Annotated in this window: 17 protein-coding genes and 2 pseudogenes; 8 read left to right on the top strand and 11 right to left on the bottom strand. The window is 71.6% G+C overall.

Translation table 11 applies throughout. The features are described from left to right. Nucleotides 1-13 precede the first annotated feature (13 nt). On the bottom strand, nucleotides 14-1,039 hold the full coding sequence (locus tag ACYVJE_RS04255) for an Lrp/AsnC family transcriptional regulator (RefSeq protein WP_461143357.1): 1,026 nt from the start codon (nucleotides 1,037-1,039) through the stop codon (nucleotides 14-16). A gap of 126 nt (nucleotides 1,040-1,165) precedes the next feature. Between ACYVJE_RS04255 and ACYVJE_RS04250 the strand changes: the two genes are divergently transcribed. From ACYVJE_RS04250 to ACYVJE_RS04240, 3 genes are all read left to right on the top strand, one after another. Then, on the top strand, nucleotides 1,166-2,377 hold the full coding sequence (locus ACYVJE_RS04250) for a M20 metallopeptidase family protein (protein ID WP_461143356.1): 1,212 nt from the start codon (nucleotides 1,166-1,168) through the stop codon (nucleotides 2,375-2,377). 115 nt (nucleotides 2,378-2,492) lie between these two features. Beyond that, nucleotides 2,493-3,791 carry an MFS transporter gene (locus ACYVJE_RS04245; RefSeq protein WP_459159642.1) on the top strand — a complete coding sequence of 433 codons (1,299 nt, stop codon included), beginning with the start codon at nucleotides 2,493-2,495 and terminating at the stop codon, nucleotides 3,789-3,791. A 156-nt stretch (nucleotides 3,792-3,947) separates the two neighbouring features. After that, nucleotides 3,948-6,443 (top strand): penicillin acylase family protein, encoded by a 2,496-nt coding sequence (locus ACYVJE_RS04240; protein ID WP_461143355.1) that lies wholly within the window; start codon nucleotides 3,948-3,950, stop codon nucleotides 6,441-6,443. A gap of 151 nt (nucleotides 6,444-6,594) precedes the next feature. Here ACYVJE_RS04240 and ACYVJE_RS04235 read toward each other — a convergent pair whose 3' ends face one another. The 7 genes and pseudogenes from ACYVJE_RS04235 to ACYVJE_RS04205 all read right to left on the bottom strand — a co-directional run bounded on the left by ACYVJE_RS04235 (nucleotide 6,595) and on the right by ACYVJE_RS04205 (nucleotide 13,231). Further along, nucleotides 6,595-7,368, bottom strand: coding sequence for an urease accessory protein UreD (locus ACYVJE_RS04235; protein ID WP_461143354.1), 774 nt, complete (start codon nucleotides 7,366-7,368; stop codon nucleotides 6,595-6,597). Nucleotides 7,369-7,375: 7 nt separating this feature from the next. After that, nucleotides 7,376-8,077, bottom strand: coding sequence for an urease accessory protein UreG (gene ureG, locus ACYVJE_RS04230; RefSeq protein WP_459159645.1), 702 nt, complete (start codon nucleotides 8,075-8,077; stop codon nucleotides 7,376-7,378). Continuing rightward, the gene (locus tag ACYVJE_RS04225; protein WP_461143353.1) at nucleotides 8,070-8,738 is read right to left on the bottom strand and encodes an urease accessory protein UreF; all 669 of its coding nucleotides are present in this window, start codon (nucleotides 8,736-8,738) and stop codon (nucleotides 8,070-8,072) included. Before ACYVJE_RS04225 ends, ureG begins: the two co-directional genes overlap by 8 nt. A gap of 12 nt (nucleotides 8,739-8,750) precedes the next feature. Beyond that, a complete protein-coding gene (locus ACYVJE_RS04220) occupies nucleotides 8,751-10,460 on the bottom strand; it encodes an urease subunit alpha (RefSeq protein WP_461143352.1) in 1,710 nt (569 codons plus the stop codon). Nucleotides 10,461-10,645: 185 nt separating this feature from the next. Next, nucleotides 10,646-10,927 (bottom strand): annotated as a pseudogene (locus ACYVJE_RS04215) (urease subunit beta); the annotation flags it as partial. Further along, complete coding sequence (locus tag ACYVJE_RS04210) at nucleotides 10,924-11,226, bottom strand: urease subunit gamma (protein WP_459159648.1); 303 nt, start codon at nucleotides 11,224-11,226, stop codon at nucleotides 10,924-10,926. The pseudogene ACYVJE_RS04215 and the gene ACYVJE_RS04210, both read right to left, overlap by 4 nt. 493 nt (nucleotides 11,227-11,719) lie before the next feature. After that, nucleotides 11,720-13,231 (bottom strand): PucR family transcriptional regulator, encoded by a 1,512-nt coding sequence (locus tag ACYVJE_RS04205; protein WP_461143351.1) that lies wholly within the window; start codon nucleotides 13,229-13,231, stop codon nucleotides 11,720-11,722. Nucleotides 13,232-13,343: 112 nt separating this feature from the next. On the opposite strand from ACYVJE_RS04205, the gene ACYVJE_RS04200 reads away from it, so the two are divergent. Both ACYVJE_RS04200 and ACYVJE_RS04195 read left to right on the top strand, forming a co-directional pair. Then, on the top strand, nucleotides 13,344-14,819 hold the full coding sequence (locus ACYVJE_RS04200) for a purine-cytosine permease family protein (protein WP_461143350.1): 1,476 nt from the start codon (nucleotides 13,344-13,346) through the stop codon (nucleotides 14,817-14,819). 44 nt (nucleotides 14,820-14,863) lie between these two features. After that, a pseudogene (locus tag ACYVJE_RS04195) lies at nucleotides 14,864-15,556 on the top strand (polysaccharide deacetylase family protein); the annotation flags it as partial. Nucleotides 15,557-15,755: 199 nt separating this feature from the next. Here ACYVJE_RS04195 and ACYVJE_RS04190 read toward each other — a convergent pair. The 3 genes from ACYVJE_RS04190 to ACYVJE_RS04180 form a co-directional block, all read right to left on the bottom strand. Then, the gene (locus ACYVJE_RS04190; RefSeq protein ID WP_461143349.1) at nucleotides 15,756-16,580 is read right to left on the bottom strand and encodes an IclR family transcriptional regulator; all 825 of its coding nucleotides are present in this window, start codon (nucleotides 16,578-16,580) and stop codon (nucleotides 15,756-15,758) included. Nucleotides 16,581-16,673: 93 nt separating this feature from the next. Further along, entirely contained in the window at nucleotides 16,674-17,894 is a 1,221-nt protein-coding gene (locus ACYVJE_RS04185) for a M24 family metallopeptidase (protein ID WP_461143348.1), read from the bottom strand. Further along, nucleotides 17,891-19,204, bottom strand: coding sequence for an MFS transporter (locus tag ACYVJE_RS04180; RefSeq protein WP_461143347.1), 1,314 nt, complete (start codon nucleotides 19,202-19,204; stop codon nucleotides 17,891-17,893). Before ACYVJE_RS04180 ends, ACYVJE_RS04185 begins: the two co-directional genes overlap by 4 nt. A 520-nt stretch (nucleotides 19,205-19,724) precedes the next feature. On the opposite strand from ACYVJE_RS04180, the gene ACYVJE_RS04175 reads away from it, so the two are divergent. The 3 genes from ACYVJE_RS04175 (at nucleotide 19,725) to ACYVJE_RS04165 (ending at nucleotide 22,194) form a co-directional block, all read left to right on the top strand. After that, a complete protein-coding gene (locus ACYVJE_RS04175) occupies nucleotides 19,725-19,994 on the top strand; it encodes a metal-sensitive transcriptional regulator (RefSeq protein ID WP_461143346.1) in 270 nt (89 codons plus the stop codon). A gap of 124 nt (nucleotides 19,995-20,118) precedes the next feature. Then, nucleotides 20,119-21,543: an MBL fold metallo-hydrolase gene (locus tag ACYVJE_RS04170; protein ID WP_461143345.1), complete on the top strand. Its 1,425-nt coding sequence runs from the start codon at nucleotides 20,119-20,121 to the stop codon at nucleotides 21,541-21,543. A 48-nt stretch (nucleotides 21,544-21,591) separates the two neighbouring features. Continuing rightward, nucleotides 21,592-22,194 carry a rhodanese-like domain-containing protein gene (locus ACYVJE_RS04165; RefSeq protein ID WP_461143344.1) on the top strand — a complete coding sequence of 201 codons (603 nt, stop codon included), beginning with the start codon at nucleotides 21,592-21,594 and terminating at the stop codon, nucleotides 22,192-22,194. Nucleotides 22,195-22,215 lie beyond the last annotated feature (21 nt).

Here is a 22,215-nt window from a genome sequence, read left to right as displayed (position 1 = left end):
CCTCGGCGGGGGTTCAACCACTGCTGCGCTGCGAAGCGTGCGCGGGCAGGGGGACGACGACCTGGCCCGTGCTGTGCCCGGAGGGGTCGAGGATCCAGCCCATCCGCTTCGGCGTGCGGAGCCCGAACACGCTCTCGACCAGGGTCATCCAGGGCAGCTTCTCGTTCATCCGCCGTTCCAGCGCGAGGAGATCACCGGGGGAACCCGCCCAGACCGTGAACATCAGGTTGGCTTCGCCGCTGACCGACGCGCACAGCCGGAGTTCCGGCAGCGTCGTCAGCGACTGCACGGTCCGCTCCAGCTCCTGCTGCGGCACCCGGGCGAACCAGGTGCAGATCACCGGCCACCGCGACCGCAGCTGGGCGATCTCGCAGCGGAAGGACACCAGCCCGGAGAAGATCAACCGAGCGAGCTGCCGCCGGACGGTTGCCGGTTTGCGCCCGGTGAGCCGCGCCAGGTCGGCGGCGCTGCACCGCCCGTCGCGGGTCAGCGCCTCCACGAGGGGCCAGTAGTCCCTGGGCGGGAGCGCCGGCTCCGAGTCGTTGTCCCGCGCGGACCTCAGCCTCGACTGCTGGTTCCGGTCGAGCGCGTCCAGCCGCCACTGGCTGCCCTCCCAGTGGATCCGAGTGGCCACGCGGGTGTCGATCCGACGCACGCCGGGCAGGCTCGCCAGGTCCTCCAGCGCGAAGCGCGCGAGCGCGTCCTGGTCCGCGACGAACACCGTCACCAGCAAGTCCCGGCCGGAGGCGGCTTCCTCGATCGTCGCCGCGCGGGGGTCGCGGCACAGCGCGCGGACGACCTCGTCGCGTTCGGTGGGCGCGACGTCGATGTCGATGAAGGCGACGGTCACGCCGGTCAAGCTGCGTCCCGGGTGCACCGTCACCCACGCCGCCCCCTCGGAGCGCAGCCGGTGCCAGCGGCCGGCGAGCGTGCTCGCCGTCGAACCGAGCACGCGCGCCGCCTCCGCCCAGCTGATCCGCGGTGAGAGCTGCAGGGCGTGCAGCAGCGCCAGGTCCCGCTCGTCCAAGTGCGTGTTCACGAACCACCTCCCACAGGACCGGGATCTGCACGAATCCGCCAATCTCGCCCAGCGATCCCCGTGACGATCCCACACTCTCCGCCGATCACGTCACGGATGGCGCACGTCACAGGGAGGACTCGGCGGATGGCGGTGCACGAGGACGCGCAGGCGATGCACGGCGAGCTCGCCGCGCTGCGGCACGAGCTCCACAGCGAACCGGAGGTCGGCCTGGAACTGCCGCGCACGCAGGAGAAGGTGCTGGCCGCGCTGGACGGTCTCGGGCTGGAGATCACGACCGGTTCCGGCGCCAGCTCGGTGACGGGGGTGCTGCGCGGCGACGGCGATGGCCCGGCCGTCCTGCTGCGCGGCGACATGGACGCGCTCCCGGTCCAGGAGAGCACCGGGCTCGACTTCCGGTCGCGGATCGACGGCAGGATGCACGCCTGCGGGCACGACCTGCACACGACGATGCTGGTCGGGGCGGCCCGGCTGCTCGCGCAGCACCGCGACCGGCTGCGCGGCGACGTCGTGTTCATGTTCCAGCCGGGCGAAGAAGGTTGGGACGGCGCGAACGTCATGCTCGCCGAGGGCGTCCTCGAGGCGGCGGGCGAGCGGGTCGACGCGGCCTACGGCATGCACGTCTTCTCCGCGCACGTGCCGCAGGGGCGGTTCGTCACCCGGCCCGGGACGATGCTCTCGGCCTCGGACGAACTGCACGTCGCGGTGCGCGGCGCGGGCGGGCACGGCTCCAGCCCGCAGAACGCGCGGGACCCGGTGGCAGCGGTGAGCGAGATGGTCACCGCGCTGCAGACCATGGTCACGCGCCGCTTCGACGTCTTCGATCCGGTCGTCCTCTCCGTCGGCTCGCTGCACGCGGGCACGGCGGCCAACGTCATCCCGGAGACGGCCACCTTCGAAGCCACCGTGCGCACGTTCTCCGACCCGGCGCGGGAGCGGGTCCTGGAGTCCGCCCCCGCCCTCCTGCGCGGCATCGCCGCCGCGCACGACGTCGAAGTCGAGGTCGAGTGGTCGGCGGGGTACCCGCCGAGCGTCACCGACGCCGCGGAGACCGAGTTCGTGGCGGAGACGATCGGCGAGCTCTTCGGCCCCGAGCGGCACGAGACGCTGCCGAACCCGCTCTCCGGATCCGAGGACTTCTCCCGCGTGCTCGGCGCGGTTCCCGGCAGTTTCGTCGGGCTCGGTGCCGTGCCGACCGGGCGCGATCCCGGGCGGGCGCCGTTCAACCACGCGCCGAGCGCGCAGTACGACGACGCGGTGCTCGCCGACGGGGCGACGCTCTACGCGGAACTCGCCCTCGCGCGCACCCGCGGCACGCACCGCCGGGAGGTGCGGTGACTCGACGTCCACCGCCCGGGTGCGGGCGGCGGAGGCGGTCGGGGCACGACGACGGTTCCACCTCTCCCACCGGAACACCAGCCCGAGAACTTCCCGAACTCCCCAAGGCAGCACGATGACCTCAACAACCCGGGACGCGGGGACCGCACCGGCCGTTCCCACCGCCACGCGCAGGAAGGCCGTCCTCGCCGCGTCGATCGGCAACTTCATCGAGTGGTTCGAGTACACCCTCTTCGGATTCTTCGCGGCGGCCATCGCCACGAACTTCTTCCCGGCCGGGAGCGCGTCGCTCATCTCGACCTTCGCGGTCTTCGGGGTCGCGTTCGTGCTGCGCCCGCTGGGGGCGCTGACGTTCGGCCACCTCGGGGACAGGATGGGGCGGCGCGGCATCCTCGCCGCGGTGATCGTCGGCATGTCGGCTGCGACGTTCGTCATCGGAGCGCTGCCGACCTACGACTCGGTCGGCGTGCTCGCTCCGGCCCTGCTGCTGAGCGCCCGCGTCGTGCAGGGGTTCTCCGCGGGAGGCGAGTTCGGCGGAGCGACCGCGTTCATGGTGGAGTACGCGCCGGAGGGCCGGCGCGCGCTCTACGGCAGCTGGCAGTTCTTCACCCAGTTCCTCGGCGCGCTGCTCGCCTCCGCCGTCGGGACCGCCCTGAGCATCGGGATGTCCGAGCAGGCCCTCACCGCCTGGGGGTGGCGCATCCCGTTCCTGCTGACGCTGCCGCTCGGACTGCTCGGGCTGTACTTGCGCCTGCGGCTCGACGAGACGCCCCAGTTCAAGGAGGCCGACCACGAGCGCGATGCCGAGCGGGCACCCCTCCTCGCGGCGCTGCAGGAGCACTGGCGCAGCGTGCTCGCCATCGTCTGCATGATCATCTCGGGGACGACGGCCACCTACATGATCGAGGCCTTCTTCCCCGCCTACCTCGTGAACAACGTCGGAATCCCCCAGCGGCACATGTTCACGGCCATGCTGCTCGGCGTGTCGCTGCTGGTGGTGCTGATTCCGCTGTGGGGGCTGCTCTCCGATCGCATCGGGCGGCGCAGGCCGCTGCTCATCGCCTCCCCGCTGGGGCTGGCCGTCTTCGCCGTTCCGATCTACGCGCTGCTGCTGCAGGCGACGTTCGCCACGACCGTCATCGCCTACGTCGCGCTCGCGCTGGCGCTCTCGCCCGCCATGGGGGCGCTGGCGACCGTGATGTCGGAGCTGTTCCCCACGGAGGTGCGCTACAGCGGCCTGTCGATGGCCTACAGCACGGCGGTGTCCGTCTTCGGCGGATTCACCCCGCTGGTTCTCACCTCTCTCATCGGGGTGACGGGAAGCCAGCTGTCCCCCGGGATCTACCTCGCCGGCACCGCGGTGATCTCCCTGGTCGCCGCCGTCCTCGTGCGCGAAACCGGGCCGGGGCGCTGAGGCGTTGACAGCGGTGATCGCGCGTGCTTGACTGCGCGCACCGAAATACTGACCGATCGGTCGGTAGGCGCTCGGCGGCCGTGCATCGGTGGTCCACCGTGGACTCCCGATCGCGGCCGCTGATCGAGGGCGCGCTTGCGGGATGGGAGGAGCGGTATGGATCCGGGTGGAGTGAGCCGCCGCAGCACGCTGGCTGCCGCCGCCGCGCTGGGTGCTTCCGCGGTCGCTGCTCCGGTGGCCGGTGCGGCCGGCCGGTCGCTGGGCGCCGGAGTCACGGTGGTCCGAGACACCTGGGGAACTCCGCACATCTACGCGGCGAGCCGGCACGGCTTGTTCTACGGTTACGGGTACAGCATCGCCGAGGACAGGCTGTTCCAGCTCGACATGGCACGGCGCTCGTTCACGGGCCGCGTGGCCGAAGTGCTGGGGCCGGACTGGATCGAGCACGACCGCTCGCTGCGCTCCGACGTGGACGCGGATTCGGTGCGCGAGCAGTACGGCGGGCTGTCCCAACGGGACCGGGAGATCTTCGAGGGGTACGCCGACGGGGTCAACGCCCGCATCGACGAGGTCCTGGCGGACACCGGTTCGCTGCTGCCCGAGGAGTACGCCCTGAGCGGTTTCCGACCGGACCGGTTCACCGGCCTGGACGTGGTGATGATCTTCGTGGCCACGATGGCGCACCGCTATTCGGACGCCACCTCGCAGCCCGAGAACCTCGCCGTGCTGCGGGAACTGGTCCAGCACCACGGCGAGGCCAAGGGCGAGCGACTGTTCCAGCAGATCGTCTGGCGCGACGACCCGGATGCCCCGACGACGGTTCCCCCCAGCGACGCGCAACGGCGGGAATCACCGCGGGGCAGCGCAGGGCTCGATGCCCGGCAGAGGCGCCTCCCGAGCATCGACGTTCCCCCCGCCGCCGCACCGCGCGCGGGCGCGGACGCGTCCCCGGCCCACACCGCGGCCGCGGGACTGGCCGGGGGTGGTTCGCCGGCAGATCGCGCGCGCTTCAGCAACGCGTGGCTGATCGGCGGGGCCAAGACCGCCTCCGGCGGAGCGATCCTGGTCAACGGGCCGCAGTTCGGGTTTTTCCAGCCCGCCTACACCTACTCGGTCGGACTGCACGGCGCCGGGTTCGACGTGGTGGGCAACACGCCCTTCGGGTACCCGGCGATCCTGTTCGGGCACAACGGCGACATCGCTTGGGGAGCGACCGCGGGCATGGGGGCGACCGTCGACGTCTACGCCGAGCAGCTCAACCCGGAGGACCCGCGCGAGTACCTGTTCGACGGTTCCTACCGGCGGATGGGTGAGCGCACCGAGACCATCGCCGTGCGCGGGAGGGAACCGGTGGAGGTGACCGTGCGCTCCACGGTGCACGGACCGGTCGTCGCCAGCGATCCCGACCGGGGCGTGGCCTACAGCAAGAAGCGCTCCTGGGCCGGGCTCGAGGTCGAGTCCCTGCTCGGCTGGATCGACTCCACACGCGCCCGCTCGTGGTCGCAGTGGTTGCGGCAGGCCTCCCGGAACGCGACCACGATCAACTGGTACTACGCCGATCGCCGCGGCAACATCGGCTACGTCCACACGGGTGCGTACCCCAGGCGGCATCCCGACGCCGACCCCCGGCTTCCCGCTTCGGGAACCGGCGACATGGAGTGGCGCGGGCTGCAGCCGTTCTCCTGGAACCCGAAGGTGCTCAACCCGGAGCAGGGATTCCTGACCAACTGGAACAACAAACCCGCCCCGGGCTACGAGGGCTCGGGCCTGTGGGGAGCGGCCGACCGGGTTCGCGAGATCGACGAGCAGCTCGCGGGGCGTTCCGGGATCACCCCGCAGCAGGCGTGGCAGGTCATCCGGGACACCTCGTTCGTCGACGTCAACGCGCGTTACTTCGTCGAGCACCTGGTCCGGGCCGTTGCCGACCTGCCGCCCGGATCGGAGCAGCGTCGCGCCGTGGAACTGGTGCGCTCCTGGGACCGCACCAACGTCGACCGCGACGGCGACGGGCACTACGACCACCCCGGCGGAGCGATCATGCGGCGGTGGTTGGAGCGCATGCTCGAGCACGTCCTCGCCGGCGAGCTGCCGCCGCGCACGTACCAGCGCTACGCCGACGCCGGCTACCTCGACCCCAGCGGGGGCGTGGCCTCGGTCAACGTCCAACCGGGTGCGCAACTGCTGCACAACGCCCTGCGTGGAGCCGACTCCGGGGTCGAGCAGCAGGTCGACCTCTTCGCCGGGCGCGACCCGCGCGCCGCGGTCCGCGCGGCGCTGGCAACGGCCCTGCGCGACCTGCGCGAGCAGCACGGTCCGGACATGCGGGCGTGGCGCGCCCCGGTCGTGCCGGCCACGTTCGGCACGGCCAACTTCACCGGGGTGCCGCAAGCCGGGGAACGGGAAGCCGTCGAGCAGGGCGTCTTCGCCAACCGCGGCAGCGAGAACAACATGGTCAGTCTCGAACCGGTCCGCGTCGAGGCCGTCGAGGTGGTCGCGCCCGGCCAGAGCGGATTCGTCGCCCCGGACGGGGCGACGGGCCCGCACTACCGCGACCAGCTCGGACTGTTCTTCGACTTCGCCCACAAACCGGTGTGGTTGCGCCGCAGCGACGTGCTCGCCCACCGCGAATCGGTCCGCACCCTGCGGGAGTGAGCACCGGAGCGCCGCGGTCCGCGCGACGCCGAGCAATTCGTGCCCGGCGCCCCGCGAAACCGCTCGGGTGGGGATGGGCGCTGCTGCGCCGCGGGCCGGGCTCGCTCGCGGCGGTCTCCCCGAGCCCTCGCGGGAACCGGGCGGCACGCGATCACGTCGGAAGCGAGTCCCGCTCGGGGAGCCCGGACGAACGACCCTGCTGCGTCGACGTGGCGCGCTCGAGGAGGCCCCGCCAGCGCTCCCACGTGCTCCGCAGCGCCTCGTCGGCGCTGTGGGCGTCCCGCGCGAGCTCCCGGGCGAGGGAACCGGGTCCGGCGAGGGGCGTTTCCGGCGGGGAGATCGGCTCGGGCGGGCAGGTGCCGAGCAGCGCGACCGTGGCGAGGACGCGGGATGACCCGAGGATCCCGGGGGACGCCCGCAGCTCGGACGAGCGCAGGTCGAGTTCCTCGACCAGCAGCTCGTGCCGGGCTCGGGTGGCTCGCAGCGTCGAGTGCAGTTTTCCGCCGTCTTCGCCGCTGCGGCCGAGCACCAGGGTTTCGGACACGAGGGCCAGCGCGTCCTCGTCGAGGGCGAGTTCGGTGCGGCGCTGCACGTCGGCGCCCTCGGCGACGACGAAGGGAGCGGCGCGCCAGGTGAGCGAGCCACCGGCGCCGACGTGCACGCTGGCCGCCCAGCGAGCGCTGCCGCCTCGAGCGTCGTAGGCGACCACGCCGGAGGGCTCGACGAGCTCGAGGTGCACGCCGCTGCCCACCTCGATGCGGAGCTGCACGTCGTCGCCGGCGAGCAGCGTGGCGCACACGCCGACGAGAGCGATGCGCGCGCACGGGCCGTCGGTGCCGAGCAGGAGGGGGCGCAGGTAGCCCCCTCCCCGCAGGACCGCGGTGCGCGCAGCGCCGTCGACGAGGTCGATCGACACCGTCGTCATCGCGGGATCACCCGTGCTGGTGGACGTGGGGGGCCATCGGACCCGGGTCCGCGGCGGTGCGCGCACCCCTGCGGTGCTCGGAGACGAGGCGCTGCACCCAGTCGCGCAGTTCGGCGACGGCCGCCGAATCGGTGCGGGACAGCGCCAGGGTCGGCAGGCCGGAGCGCACCGCTCGGGCGTCGGCGACCATGCGGGGCACGTCCACTCCCACGTGCTCCGCGAGATCGGTCTTGTTGACCACCAGCAGGTCGGCGCGCTCGATGCCGGGGCCGCCCTTGCGGGCGACGTCACCACCACCGGCCACGTCGATGCAGAAGATCTGGGCGTCGACGAGGGCGGGGCTGAAGGTCGCCGTGAGGTTGTCCCCGCCGCTTTCGACGAGGACGACGTCCAGCGGTGCGAACGCGCGCTCGAGGTCTTCCGCGGCGATGAGGTTGGCGGTGACGTCGTCGCGGATCGCCGTGTGCGGGCAGGCGCCGGTTTCCACGGCGCGGATCCGCTCGACGGGCAGGACGCCGGCGGCGCGGAGCATGCGCGCGTCCTCGTCGGTGTAGATGTCGTTGGTCACCACCGCCAGCTCGAGCTCGGTCGAGAGCTGCTGGCACAGCGTCCCGATCAGCGTGCTCTTGCCGGTGCCGACCGGGCCGGCGATTCCCAGCCGCAGCGGCCGGGACGGTGCGGTGCCCTCGCGGTGTTCGTGATCAAGCAACGAAGATCCTCCTCGTGCGCGTGTCGTGCTGCAGCGCCCAGCGCTCGACCAGCGGGGCGCTGACGGCGGGGAGTTCGGTGGGGCGGGTGACGGCGACGGCTCGCTCGACCGATTCCTGGACGACCTCGGCGGACTCCCAGACCCAGCGTGCGGTTTCGGCGGGGTCGGCGGGGAGCAGTTTGAGCGCGGCCGCCGCCACGGTTTGGGCGTCCTCGTACAAGCAGGCCCGCGCGACGTGCCGCTCGTCCAGTCCCATCGCTGCTGCCACGACCCCCAGCGCCACGGGGCGCTGCGGCCTCGGACCGATCTCGTCCAGCGCGGCCACGGCCGGGTGCTCGGGCCACAGCCGTGCGGCCAACCGCACCAGGCCCCGTCCGAGCAGCCCGGAGGACTCGCGCACCGGCGCGGTCGGCGTGCGCGCGAGCAGCGCGTCGTGGACGGCGGAGAGCCGGACCGGCCGTTCGCGGGACGCCCGCAGGGCCAGGACCGAGGCAGCGGCGTCGACCAGGGCCACCGAGCGCAACCGGCCGCGGAGGTATTCGGGCACCTCCCCGCTGCCCAGACCTGCGGCCAGCGCTGGTTCGAGACCTGCCGAGTGCGCGTGCCCGCCCGTGGGCAGGCGGGCGTCGGCGAGGAGCATGGCTCCCAGGTTCGGGTCCACTGACGTCCCCCCTCAGAAGAACGAGTAGCGCTGGCCCAGCGGCACCTCCTCGACGGGGTTCGGGCGGACGCGCTCGCCGTCGATGCTGATGGCGAAGGTCTCCGGGTCCACGTCGAGTCGGGGCAGCGCGGTGTTGTTCGGCATGTCCTGCTTGGTGACCCCGCGAGTGGGGCGCACCGCGGCGAGCCTGCGCTGCAGGCCGATCTTTTCGGCGATCCCGTCGTCCAATGCGGACTGGGCGACGAAGTTCACCGACAGGTGCGGCGCGGACGACGGGCCCTGGGGCAGCGCCGGGCGCATGACGACCGGCTGGGGCGTGGGGATCGTCGCGTTGGGGTCGCCGAGCGCACCCCACACCGCGGCGCCGCCCTTGATCACCGTGAAGGGGCGGATGCCGAAGAAGGCCGGGTCCCACAGGACGAGGTCGGCCAGCTTCCCGGGCTCGACCGAGCCGACCTCGTGGTCGATGCCGTGCGCGACCGCGGGGCAGATCGTGTACTTGGCGACGTAGCGGCGGGCGCGCTCGTTGTCCGCGGGCAGCGACGCGCCCAGGGCGCCGCGCTGCGCTTTCATCACGTGCGCGACCTGCCACGTGCGGCACACCAGTTCACCGATGCGGCCCATGGCCTGCGCGTCGGAGGAGGTGATCGACATCGCTCCGATGTCCTGCAGGATGTCCTCGGCGGCCATCGTCGTCGGCCGGATGCGCGATTCGGCGAACGCGAGGTCCTCGGGGACCTGGGGGTTCAGGTGGTGGCACACCATCAACATGTCCAGGTGCTCGGTGGCGGTGTTGACCGTGTGCGGCAGGGTCGGGTTCGTCGACGCCGGCAGCACGTTGGGCTCCCCGGCGACGAGGATGATGTCCGGCGCGTGCCCGCCGCCGGCGCCTTCGGAGTGGAACGCGTGGATGCCCCGGCCGTCGATCGCGTCGATCGTGTGCTGCACGTAGCCCGTCTCGTTGAGGCTGTCCGCGTGCAGGGCCACTTGCAGTCCGAACTCGTCGGCGGCGCGCAGCGACGCGTCGACGGCCGCCGGGGTCGCGCCCCAGTCCTCGTGCACCTTGTACCCGCCGGCACCGGCCAGCGCCTGCTCGGCGAGCCCGTCCGCGCTGACGGTGCTGCCCTTGCCGAAGAGGATGACGTTCAGCGGCAGGTGGTCGAGGGCCCGGTGCATCATGGCCAGCGACCACGCCCCCGGCGTGACGGTCGTGGCCTTCGAACCCTCGGTGGGGCCGGTGCCGCCGCCGGCGACGCTCGTGATTCCCGTGGCCAGGGCCTCGGCCATCTCGGCCTCGGTGAGCAGGTGCACGTGGGTGTCGATCGCGCCGGCGGTCAGGATCTTGCGGTCACCGGCGATGACGTCGGTGCTCGGGCCGATGCGCAGGTCCGGGTGCACGCCATCCATGATGTCCGGGTTGCCCGACTTGCCCACGGCGACGACGCGCCCGTCGCGGACGCCGACGTCGCCGCGCACGACGCCCCAGTGGTCGAGCACGATCACGTTGGTGATGACCAGGTCGAGGGCGCCTTCCGAGCGCGTGGTCGTGCCCTGCGCCCCCGACTCGCGGATGCTCTTGCCGCCACCGAAGACGGACTCGTCACCGCCGACGCAGAAGTCCTGCTCGACTTCGATCCACAGGTCGGTGTCGCCCAGCCGCACCTGGTCGCCGGTCGTCGGTCCGTACAGCTTGGCGTACTCGCGGCGGTTGATCTGGCTCACTGGCCCTCCTCGGACTGCTGCTGGTGAGGTTCTCCGTCGCGCTCGTCGCGCGCGGCCTCCTCGGCGACCCGGGCCCGCGCCGGTGGCGAGGCGGTGGTGGGCGTCGCGGGTTCGGATCCCGGCGTCCCGAACGGGACGACCTTCTTCGGTTCCCTCGCGTGCGTCGGAAGCTCCCGCTCGCGGACCTGCAGGCCCGGCACGTGCCGGCTCCCGCCGAGCGCTACCAGCTCCACCGTCCTGCTCACGCCGGGTTCGAAGCGCACCGATGTCCCGGCGGGGGAGTCGAGCCGGTACCCCTGGGCCGCGTCCCGGTCGAAGTTCAGGGCCGGGTTGGCATCGGGGAAGTGCAGGTGGGCCCCCACCTGGATCGGTCGGTCCCCGTCGTTGACGACGAGGAGGGTGCACCGCGCGCGCTCGGAGTTGAGCGTGATCGGGCTCTCGCGGACGCGTACCTCTCCGGGGATCATGAGATCGGCTCCGTGATCGTGACGAGCTTGCGACCGTCCGGGAAGGTCGCCTCCACCTGCACGTCCGAGAGCATCTCGGGGACTCCCTCCATCACGTCGTCGCGCACGAGGACGCGCCGGCCCTCGTTCATGAGTTCGTCCACAGTGGACCCTTCGCGTGCGCGCTCCATCGCCCAGCACGACAGCAGGGCCACCGCCTCCGGGTGGTTGAGGCGGACGCCGCGGTCCCGCCGGTCCCGGGCGATCATGCCGGCCACGCTCAACAGCAACTTCTCCGCGTCGGACGGAGTGAGATTCATGAGAACACCTCACATCGCTGAGTCGTTCGCGATCGACTGTAAGGCTGCCCCCGACTGCTCGCACATCGAGGTCAGGAATCGGAAAAACGCCTCCGGAAACCGGTGAATTCGCTGTTCGCGGCGCCTTCCGGGGGTGCTGCGGGGCGGTTTTCGCGCATGTTCGCGCACCGCGGGCGGGGATGTCCGCCCGCGGAAAAATTGGTGGTTCTCGACACACGCGCGCAGCGCGGAGAGGCGGAAGGGGGCTCCGGATCCGTTCGCCTCCGCCGGTCGGGGAAATCGATCTCCCCGGGAGGCGGAGCAATTCTTTCCGGTTGGTCGCCACGCCCCAGGAAATTTTCATTCCCGCTGCCGGATCCGCAGTTCCTTCGGCACCCCTCCCGGCTCGTTCCGCACGCGGTGGCCGTCCGCCGTCGCGTTCGCCGGGCTGCTCGCACGGCGAGCCGGACGTGCGGGGAACGCGTCCCGCTCCGGCGCGGTCGGGCGCGGCCGTTCACCCGCCCTCGTGTCCGCTGAGGACGTTCCGGAGCCGGACCGCCACCTGCAGATCGGCGAGCTTCTCGGGGTCGGTGACGTCGCGGCCCAGGCAGGCGGACAGCTTGTCGAGCCGTTGGTACAGGGTCTGCCTGCGCACGTGCAGGCGCTGCGCGGTCCGGGTCTTGTTCGCCGCGCAGTCGAAGAAGATCTGCAGGGTGCGCAGCAATCGCTGCCTGGTCTCGAGCGGTTCGTGGAGCAGCGCTCCGAGCTGCTCGCGGACGAACCGGTGCAAGGCCTCGTCGGCGTCGAGCTGGTGCACGAGCCTGTGCAGGGACCAGGCGGCGGCGTCGATGATCCCGGTGCTCCCCGGCCCGGCGAGGTCCAACCGCAGGCAGCGGCGCGCTTCGGACACGGCGTGCGGGAGCTCACCGCTGCCGGTGACGAGCGGGCCGATGCCGATGGTCGAACGCTCGGCCGCGAGATCGCCGAGCTGGCGCACGTCGTCGACGAGGCACTGCCGGGAGCGCTCGGGGTGGTGCGGTTCGAGGGCCACCAGGGCGAGGAGCTCGTGCTCCTCGATGCGGGTGAGCGCCTTCCGCCCGTTGCGCTGCAGGACCTGCTCCAGGGTTCCGTGCACCCCCGGCTCGGCGTGGGCGGCCACGACGGCGACGAACGAGTCGGTGCCGTCCAGCCCCGCCTTCGCGAGCAAGGTGTCGAGGTCGGCGCTGCGGGCGGTGGGGTCGAGCAGGTGCTGGAACAGGGCACGAGCCGCACGCGCGCCGGGCGTGGGCGGCTGCGCGCGCAGCAGGGCGAGCCCGAAGGCCTGGGGAGCGCGGTCGAGGGCGGCTTCGAGCGCGGCCGGGTCGGCGCCGGGAGGGGACAGCACGTCGAGGTGGGCGGTGGTGACGCCGTGCACCGTGATGGGTGCGCGTCGCTGCTCGACCTCCGCCCCGAGCTCCGGATCGGGGTGCGCTGCCGTCGCGAGCACCTGTCCGGCCCTGTCGCGGACCGCGACCCCGGCCCCGGTGCTCTCCGCGAGCGTGTCGGTGAGCTGCTGCAGATCCGCTCCCGAGGTCAGCTGCGCCGACAGCGCGTCGGAGAGCGAGTCGGCGAGGCGGAGCCGCTGCACGGACTCGTTGACCAGGAGGCCGTTGATGCTCTCGGCGATCTCCACGAACGGGACCGTGCGGGTGAGCTGGATCAGGGGAAAGTCCTGCTGCCGGCACTCGTCGAGCAGGGCCTCGGGTAGGCCGACGCCGGTGCTGGCCGTCTCGACGACGAGTGCGCAGACCCCCCGAGCGGTCAACTCGCGGACGTAGGAGCGCTGACGGGACGGGTCGATCCCGGAGAGCACGACTCCGCCGGCGAGCAGCAGCTCACCACCCCGGAGCAGCGGGGCGATGTCGACGACTTCGCTGGAGTGGACCCACCGCACGGCGCGCGCGCCGTGGGCCGCTCCGGTCAGCAGCGCCGGCTCCCCGCGCAGCACGCTGGGGTGGCGCAGCACCTCGTCGAGTGTCGTCGGCATGACGGAATGTCCAATGGAAGGCGAACGAAGGTTGACGGAATGTACCTTGTCTCGTTCCTCCCCGGCCAGAAGCATGGGCGGACAACAGTGACCGGCCTGGAGGCGAGCACAGATGACGAGCGCGACGACGGACGACCCCGCGGCGGGTGATCTCGAAGAGTCCCTTCAGCCGATACCGGAGAGAGCCAGAACGAGGAGAGTCTCAGGACAGTTCTGGATCTGGGCGGGAGCGAACATCGCACCCATCAACTGGGTGCTGGGCGCCCTCGGCATCCAACTGGGGCTGGGCCTGTCCGACACGCTGGTCGTGCTCATCGCCGGCAACTTCGTCGGGATGTCCCTGTTCGGGTTGTTCGTGCTGCTCGGCCAGCGCACCGGTGTGACCGGGATGGTGCTGGCGCGGGCCGCGTTCGGCCGCCGCGGCGGGTACCTGCCCGCAGCGATCCAGGCGCTGCTCGCCGTGGGGTGGTGCGCGGTCAACACGTGGATCATCCTGGACCTGGTCATGGCCTTGTTCGGCGAGCTCGGGCTGGTCGACCCGGCTGCCGGGAACTACACCGCCAAGATCGCCGTGGCAGCGGGGATCATGGCCGTGCAAGTGGTGATCTCCTGGATCGGCTACCGGGCCATCTCCGGTTTCGAGCGCTGGACCGTGCCGCCGACGATCGTGGTGCTGGTGCTCATGTCGCTGGTGGCGTGGACGCAGCTGGAGATCGACTGGAGCTACGCCGGCCCGCCGGGCGAGGTGCTGACCGGGCTCGAGCGGATCAGCGCGATGACCGCCGTCATGACCGCCATCGGCATCGGGTGGGGCATCACGTGGTTCACCTACGCCGCGGACTACTCGCGGTTCGTCAGCACCGCGGTGCCGCGCCGCAGGCTCTACCTCGCCAGCACGCTGGGGCAGTTCCTCCCCGTGGTCTGGCTCGGGGTCCTCGGCGCGTCGCTGGCGACGGAGAACGGCCAGGCCGATCCCGGGCGCCTGATCGTCGACAACTACGGCTCGCTGGCGGTTCCGGTGCTGTTCCTCGTGGTGCACGGACCGATCGCCACGAACATCCTCAACATCTACACCTTCGGCGTCGCCACGCAAGCCCTGGACATCAGGGCCTCCCGACGCACGCTGAGCCTGCTGGTGGGCGTGTTCTCGATGCTGTGCGTGGTGCTGTTCGTCTTCCACGGCGACTTCGCGGCGGTGCTGGACTCCTGGCTCGTCTCCCTGGTGGCCTGGGTCGCGTCGTGGGCCGGCATCATGCTCGTCCACTTCTTCCGGCTCGAGCGCGACGGCCGGTACGCGGAGCGGTTGTTCGCCCCCGTCGGCAGCGAGCGCCTCCCCGACGTCAACTGGGCCGCCGTGGTGTCCTTCGGCGCGGGCGTGGGGACCACCTGGCTGTTCATGCACGGTGTGCTGGACGTCTTCCAGGGTCCTATCGCCGGCGCGATGGGAGGGATCGACCTGTCCTGGTTGGCGGGAGGCCTGGTCTCGGCTGCCCTCTACGCCTCGCTGGGGCCGCGGGTGCACCGCCGCTACCTCCCCGAGCGCGAACCCGGGGAAGCCGCCGGAACGCGCAGCCCCTCCCTTTCCTGAACCGTCCCTGAACTGCGTTGCTCCGATGTGGAACGAGGTCGAACATGTCCGCGAACCCCGGTGAGTTCCCCTGGCAGGACGACGTGCGGGCAGCAGCGGCGCTGACCTTCGACGTGGACGGCGAGTCCTGCGTCCTGGTGCAGGACCCGACGGCGGTGGACCGCATGTCGCTGATGGGGCACCAGTCCTACGGCCCCCGCGTGGGGGTGCCGCGCCTGCTGCGCGTGCTGCGGCGCCAGGACGTGCGCGCGACCTTCTTCGTCCCCGGTTACACGGCCGAGTGCTACCCCGGGACCGTGCGGTCCATCGTCGACGAGGGCCACGAGGTGGCGCACCACGGTTACGTGCACGAGGCCATGCGGGGGCTCGACGAGGCCGCGGAGGCGGAGTACTTGGACCGGGGGCTCGATGCGCTGGAGCGGGTCGCCGGCGTGCGGCCGATCGGGTACCGGGCGCCCTGGTGGGAGATGAACTGGCACACCCCGCGGCTGCTGGCGGAGCGCGGCTTCGTCTACGACTCCAGCCTGCTCGACGACGACGTCCCGTACCTGATGGCCACGTCGGGACCGGGCTCGGCCAGCTTGCTCGAGATCCCGGTGGACTGGGCGCTCGACGACTGGGAGCAGTTCGCGTTCTATCCGGGGTGGACGGGCAGCGGTGTCATCGAAAGCCCGGAGAAGTCCCTGGAGATGTGGTCGTTGGAGGCGAGGGCGCGCCACGCCGAGGGCGGCTGCTTCGTCCTGACCACGCACCCGTTCCTGTCCGGGCGTCCCGCGAAGGCGGACATGCTCGAGCGGTTGCTGGAGCTGCTCCGCTCCCTCGACGGGATGTGGGTGGCCTCGCTGGCCGAGATCGCCGCGCACGCGCAACCGGTGTGCGGCCCCCGCGGGTGCACGAGCGGCTCGTCGACGTGCCGGTGTGATCGAGCGGCGCGGGTCAGGGCCGCGGCGTGTCGGTGTCGCCGCCCCCGCTCGTGCTCGCGCCGAGCCGCGCCGACACCTCGGCGGCGGTCTCGCGCACGGTTCCGGCCAGCTGGGTGCGCAGCTCGGATGAGACGCGGAAGCTGGGGGCGGACAGCAGCAGCGCGGCGACGAGGTGACCGCGGTGGTCGCGCACCGGTGCGCTGATGCCGACTTCCTCCACGTGGGTTTCACCCGCGTTGACGGCCACGCCCGAGCGGCGGACGGCGGCGAGCCGTTCGAGGCAGGCGCCCATCTCGGACTCGTCGGGGTGCGCGGAGCGCAGCAGCCCCCGCTCCAGCAGTTCCCGGGCACGACCCTCCGGGAGCTCGGAGAGGAACACCTGCACCGAAGCGCTGGCCGCGGTGGTGTAGCGGGTCCCGATGGGGGTGGTGTGCTTGACCTGCTTCGGGCTGGCGACCTGCTCGACCGAGAGCGACTCGTGGCCGCTCCACACGACCAGGGCGCTGGTCTCGCCGGTGCGTTCGGTGAGGCGCTCCAAGGAGGGGTAGGCCAGTCGGCGCACGTCGAGGTTGGCCAGCAGGGGACCGGCGATGCCGATCAGGCCCAGACCGAGCCGGAAGCGCCCGCTCTCCGGGTCGCGCAGGACCAGGTCCATCTGCTCGAGCTGGTGCAGCAACCGGGAGACCGTGCTCTTGTGCAGGTCCACCCTGCGGGCGATCTCGGTGACCCCGAGGGCCGGTTCGTCCACGGAGAAGGCGTGCAGGATGCTGATGCCGTTGCGCAGCATCGAGGACGCGTTCCTGGGCTCCTGCCGGTCGAGCTCGTCGCTGTCGGTCATGCTCGCTGCTCCTGTGCCCCCGCGCACCGCTCCGGCCGCGAGGATGCCGGCCCCCGGCGAGGGCCGAGGACCGGCATCGCCCGCGGAGCACCGTCAGGCGGGGAGGATGTTGTGGTCGGGTCCGTAGGGGAAGCGCGTGATGTTCTCGGCGCCGTTTTCGGTGACCACGAGGATGTCATGCTCGCGGTACCCACCGGCTCCGGGCTGTCCCTCCGGGATGGTGATCATCGGCTCCATGGACACCACCATTCCCGGCTCGAGAGCGGTGGTGATGTCCTCGCGCAGCTCCAGACCGGCTTCGCGGCCGTAGTAGTGCGACAGCACCCCGAAGGAGTGGCCGTACCCGAAGGTCCGGTACCCGAGCAGCCCCTCCTCCGCGTAGAGCTTGTTCAGCTCGGCGGCGATGTCGGCGCAGACCGCACCGGGCCGGATGAGTTCCAGCCCCCGTTCGTGCACGGCCGTGTTGACCTTCCAGTACCGCAGCTGCGCCTCGGTGGGCTCGCCGTACACGAGGGTGCGCTCCAGGGCGGTGTAGTACCCGGCGATCATGGGGAAGCAGTTCAGGCTGAGCACGTCGCCGCGCTGGACCCGCCGGGAGGTGGGCCAGTTGTGGGCCCCGTCGGTGTTGACCCCGGACTGGAACCACACCCAGGTGTCGCGCAGCTCGGCATCGGGGAAGGTCCGTGCGATCTCCCGGACCATGGCCTGGGTTCCCGCGAGGGCGACCTCGTACTCGGGGGCGCCCTCGGTGACGGCCTCGGTCACGGCGGCACCGCCCACGTCGGCGATGCGCGCCCCTTCCTTGATCAGGGCGATCTCCTCGCCGGACTTGATCATGCGCTGGGCCGCGGTGGCCGCGGAGACGTCGACGAGCTCGAAACCGGGCAAGGCCTCGGCGAGCTGCGCGCGCAGCACCGGCGAGACCTCGTCGTCCTCGACGCCGAGGCGCCCGCGGGTGACTCCGGCGTCGGCCAGCACCGTGGCGATGGCGTGCTGGAAGTTGTCGCGCTGCCAGTCGGTGTAGACGATGTTGTCGCCGAAGCTGCGCCGCCACGGCTGGCCCGCGTCGATGTTGGCCGAGACCGTCACGTGACTGCTGTGCGTGACCACCAGGGCGTAGTTGCGCCCGAATGCGGTGTAGAGGAAGTCGCTGTAGTAGTTGATGTTGTGGTAGCTGGTGAACACCACAGCGTCCACACCGGACTCGGACATGTGCGCGCGCAGCGCGTCCACCCGCCGCTGCATCTCCGCATCGGAGAACGTCGGGACGGCAGACTGTCCGTTGTGGATGGTCTTGAGGCGTTCCATGCTCATCGAACGGATCCTTTCTCGTGCTCGGTGTTGTGCTGTGCGCTGCCCGGAACGGCCCCGACGGGGGCGTTTCCGGGAGAACTGCGTGCTGCGGCGCGCATGACCAGCGCCGCGGCGAGCCCGGCGGCTGCGAGGTACCACGCGGGGGCGGCGGGGCTTCCGCTCGCGTGGATCAGGGACGTGGCCACGAACGGCGCAGTCCCGCCGAAGAGCGCGTTGGCCGTGTTGAAGCTGAACGCGAAACCGCTGTAGCGGACCTGCGTCGGGAACAGCTCGGCCAGGAAGGAGGGGAGGGTGCCGTCGTTCGTGCTGAGCAGGATCCCCAGTGCCGTGTGGACCAGCACGACGCCGAGCAGGCCGCTGACCCCGAGGAGCAGGAACACCGGGACCGCCAGCACCGCGAACAGCGCTCCGGCGGTGGTGAGCATCCTCGCGCGGCCGACCCGGTCGGACAGGCGCCCCATCGCGAACACGGCGGCGATGTAGACGACGAGGGTGACGGTGGTCGACGCGAACGAGCTCGTCTCGCCCATGCCGAGCTCGGTGGACAGGTAGGTCGGCATGTAGCTGAGGAGCATGTAGAACCCGACCGCGTTGAGGCTGGTCGCGCCGAACGCGATCAGGAGGCGGCGCTTGTTGCGCGCGAAGGTCTGCTGCAGCGGAGCCTGCTCCGCCGACTGCCGGTCCTCCAGCTCCCTGTACTCGGGGGTGTCCTCGAGCTTGAGCCGGATGTAGCGGCCCACCAGCCCCAGCGGTGCGGCGAGCAGGAACGGGACGCGCCATCCCCACGAGGACATCGCCTCGTCCGAGAGCGCCGTGGTCAGCAGGGTGACGACGACCGAACCCAGCAGGAGCCCCGCGGCGGTGCTGGCCGGCACGACGCTGGTGTAGGAGCCCTTGCGGTTCCGCGGCGCGTACTCGAACAGGAACGCCGAAGCTCCGGCGTATTCGCCCGCTGCCGAGAACCCCTGCACGAGCCTGGTGACCAGAAGCAACAGCGGGGCTGCGAGGCCCGCGTGGGCGTATCCGGGCAGCAGCGCGATCACGAAGGTGGCGGCGGACATGATCAGGATGGACAGCGACAGCGCGGTGCGCCTGCCGACCCGGTCGCCGAAGTGCCCCCAGAAGAGGCCGCCGACGGGGCGGATGACGAACGACAGCGCGAAAACGCTGAACGTGGCCAGCAGTCCGGCGGTGGGGGAGGTTTCGGGGAAGAAGACGCCGGCGATCGTCGTGGCGAGGTAGCCGTAGACGGCGTAGTCGAACCACTCGACGAGGTTGCCGATGAAGCTCGCGCTGACGACGCGGCGCATCGTCGCCGGTGCTGGAGTCCCCGACGCCGGGGGCTCCGACTCCGGGGACCGGGGGTGGTGATCGGGGTCAGAGGGGTCTGGAGGCATGGTGCCCGCTCCCGAGTGGGTCGAGCCGACCGCGCAGGAGCGCGCCGGCGGGTTCGTTTTCCTCGAAGCCGCACTGAAAAGTACAACTATGTTGCATTGAACGAAACTTAAGCAGCGTCTTGCTTCGTGTCAACATCCGGTGGGGTTCGCGGTTCGCTCTGCTGATTGCTCGCTTTGATGCGGAATTGTCCGTCGAATCGGTCGTTCCTGGTCGGCTACGAGCTCTGCTCCTGGGTATTTATTGTGCAACTCAGTTGTATTGAAAGCAACATGGAGCATGTCCTGGATCACGAACCCTCGCTCGTTCGGCTCCGGGTCCCGCCGGGGAGCGCGGGGGGCCGCCGGGGTCCGGGGTCGGCCTGTGGTGGACCCGTCGCCGGAGGCGGAATACCCTGAGGGGTATACGCTGTTGGAGGAGCTGGAGGTGGTTGTGATGGAGATGAAGTCGGAGCGGGTCGGCGATGCGCTGACGCGCCTGCGCCGGGCGCAGGGCCAGTTGTCCGGCGTGATCGAGTCGATCGAGGAGGGCGAGGACTGCGCTCAGGTGCTGACGCAGCTGGCTGCTGTCTCTCGAGCGCTGGACCGGGCCGGATTCAAGATCGTGGCCAGCGGTATGCGGTACTGCCAGCAGGCGCGCGAGGACGGTGAGGAACCGCCGATGACGGAGCAGGAGCTCGAACGGCTGTTCCTCTCGCTGGCCTGATCCGCGCCTCGCCCGCTGCTCCCTGCCAGCGGCGGGCGTGCCCGCGCGGAAGTAATACCCCGGGGGGTTTATGACGAGTCCTGCGCCCGGGAGGGACGAACTGAGAGCGAAGGAGCGAGGCACGATGAGCGCTGCCCGAGACGCCGAACCCGACCACCAGCTCGCCGGCGGGTTGGCGGTGGAGGTGATCGCCACCTCGTCGTTGGGCGATCGCAGTTACCTGGCCGCGGACGGGGACGTGGCCGTCGTGGTGGATCCGCAGCGCGATGTGGACCGGTTCCTCGCCGCCGCCGGGCGGTGGGGCGTGCGCATCGCGCTGGTGCTGGAGACGCACGTGCACAACGACTACGTCTCCGGTGGGCTCGAGCTGGCCCGCCTGACCGGGGCCGACTACGGGGTCGCGGCGGCGGACGAGGTCCCGTTCGCGCGTACGCCGCTGTCCGAGGGCGATGTCGTGGACGTGTCGCCCCGGATGCGGGTGCGGGCGGTGGCCACTCCTGGGCACACCTACCACCACCTGTCCTACGTGCTGGAGGGCGAGCACGGCCCGGTCGGGGTCTTCACCGGCGGGTCGCTGCTGTTCGGCACCACCGGCCGCACCGATCTGCTCGGGCAGGAGCACAGCCACGAGCTGGCCCGGCACCAGCACGCCTCGGCGCGCAAGCTGGTGGAGATGCTGCCGGACGGGGCGCAGATCTGGCCCACGCACGGTTTCGGCAGTTTCTGCTCGGCGAGCCAGGCCTCGGGCGATTCGGCCACGATCGGTGAGCAGAAGCAGTTCAACCCGGCGCTGACGCTGGCGCAGGGCGAGTTCGTCGAGCAGATGCTGTCCGGGCTGGACGCCTATCCCGCCTACTACGCGCACATGGGCGTGCGCAACACCGCCGGACCCGAGCCGCTGGACCTGCGGACCCCCGACCGGGCGAGCCCGGAGGAGTTGCGGCGGCGGCTCGCGGCCGGCGAGTGGGTGGTGGACCTGCGCTCGCGCACCGCCTACGTCGACTCGCACCTGGCGGGCACGGTCAGCCTGGGCCTGGACGGCCCGATGGCGACCTGGCTCGGGTGGATGCTCGACTGGGGCGCGCCGATCACGCTGCTCGGGCGGAGCCGGCAGCAGGTGTCCGAGGCGCAGCGCGAGCTGGCCCGCATCGGCATCGACACCTTCGCCGCGGCGGCCGCGGGCCAACCGCACGAGCTCGCCGCCGATCCCGCGCAGCTGCGCAGCACCACCGCGGCCACCTTCGCCGAACTCGCCGCCGCCCGCGACGGCCGCGGCGACGGGCTGCCGGCGGCGGACGTGGTGCTGGACGTGCGCACGAACAACGAGTGGACGGCCGCGCACGTGGAAGGGGCGGTGCACGTCCCGCTGTACGAGCTCAAGGACCGCACCGGCGAGGTGCCCGCGGGCACGGTGTGGGTGCACTGCGGCAGCGGCTACCGGGCCGCGGCCGCGGCTTCGCTGCTGGAAGGTGCCGGACGCGACGTCGTGCTCGTCGACGACTCCTTCGGCAACGCCGAGCAGGCGGGGCTCGCCCTGGAGGCCGCCTGAGCACCACCGACCCGCGATCCGGAGCGAAGACACGAGGAAAGGAGACCGATGTCCACCACGACACCGGTGAGCATGGACACCCCGCAGGTGCGCGGCCTGCTGGAGAGCAACCCGCGCACCCGGTTGATCGACGTGCGCACCCCCGGCGAGTTCGTCGCCGCGCACATCCCCGGCTCGCACAACGTGCCGCTGGACCTGCTGCGCGAGCACCGCGACGAGCTCACCACCGCGCACGAGGACCCGATCGTGCTCGTGTGCGCCTCCGGCGGCCGGGCCGAGCAGGCCCGCGGCGTGCTGGCAGCAGCCGGTCTGGGGCACCTCTCCGTGCTGGAGGGCGGGATGACCGGGTGGCAGCAGCACGACGCGCCGGTCAACCGCGGCTCGGGCACGTGGGGCATGGAGCGCCAGGTGCGGCTCACCGCCGGGCTGCTGGTGCTGTCCGGGGTGCTCGCCAGCACCGCCTACGCACCGCTGAAATGGGTGGCCGGATTCGTCGGTGCGGGGCTGACCTTCGCCGCGGTGACCGACACCTGCGCCATGTCCCGGGTTCTGGGCCTGCTGCCGCACAACCGCACCCGCGAGGCGGACGCGGCGAGCGCGCTCCGCGCCCTGACCAGCGGGCGGGACTCGGCGGGCACCCCCTCCCGCTGACCCGCCCCGCCGGCGGGCGTG

The organism is Salinifilum aidingensis (assembly GCF_054782015.1).
This window is presented reverse-complemented; position numbering and strand designations above follow the sequence as displayed.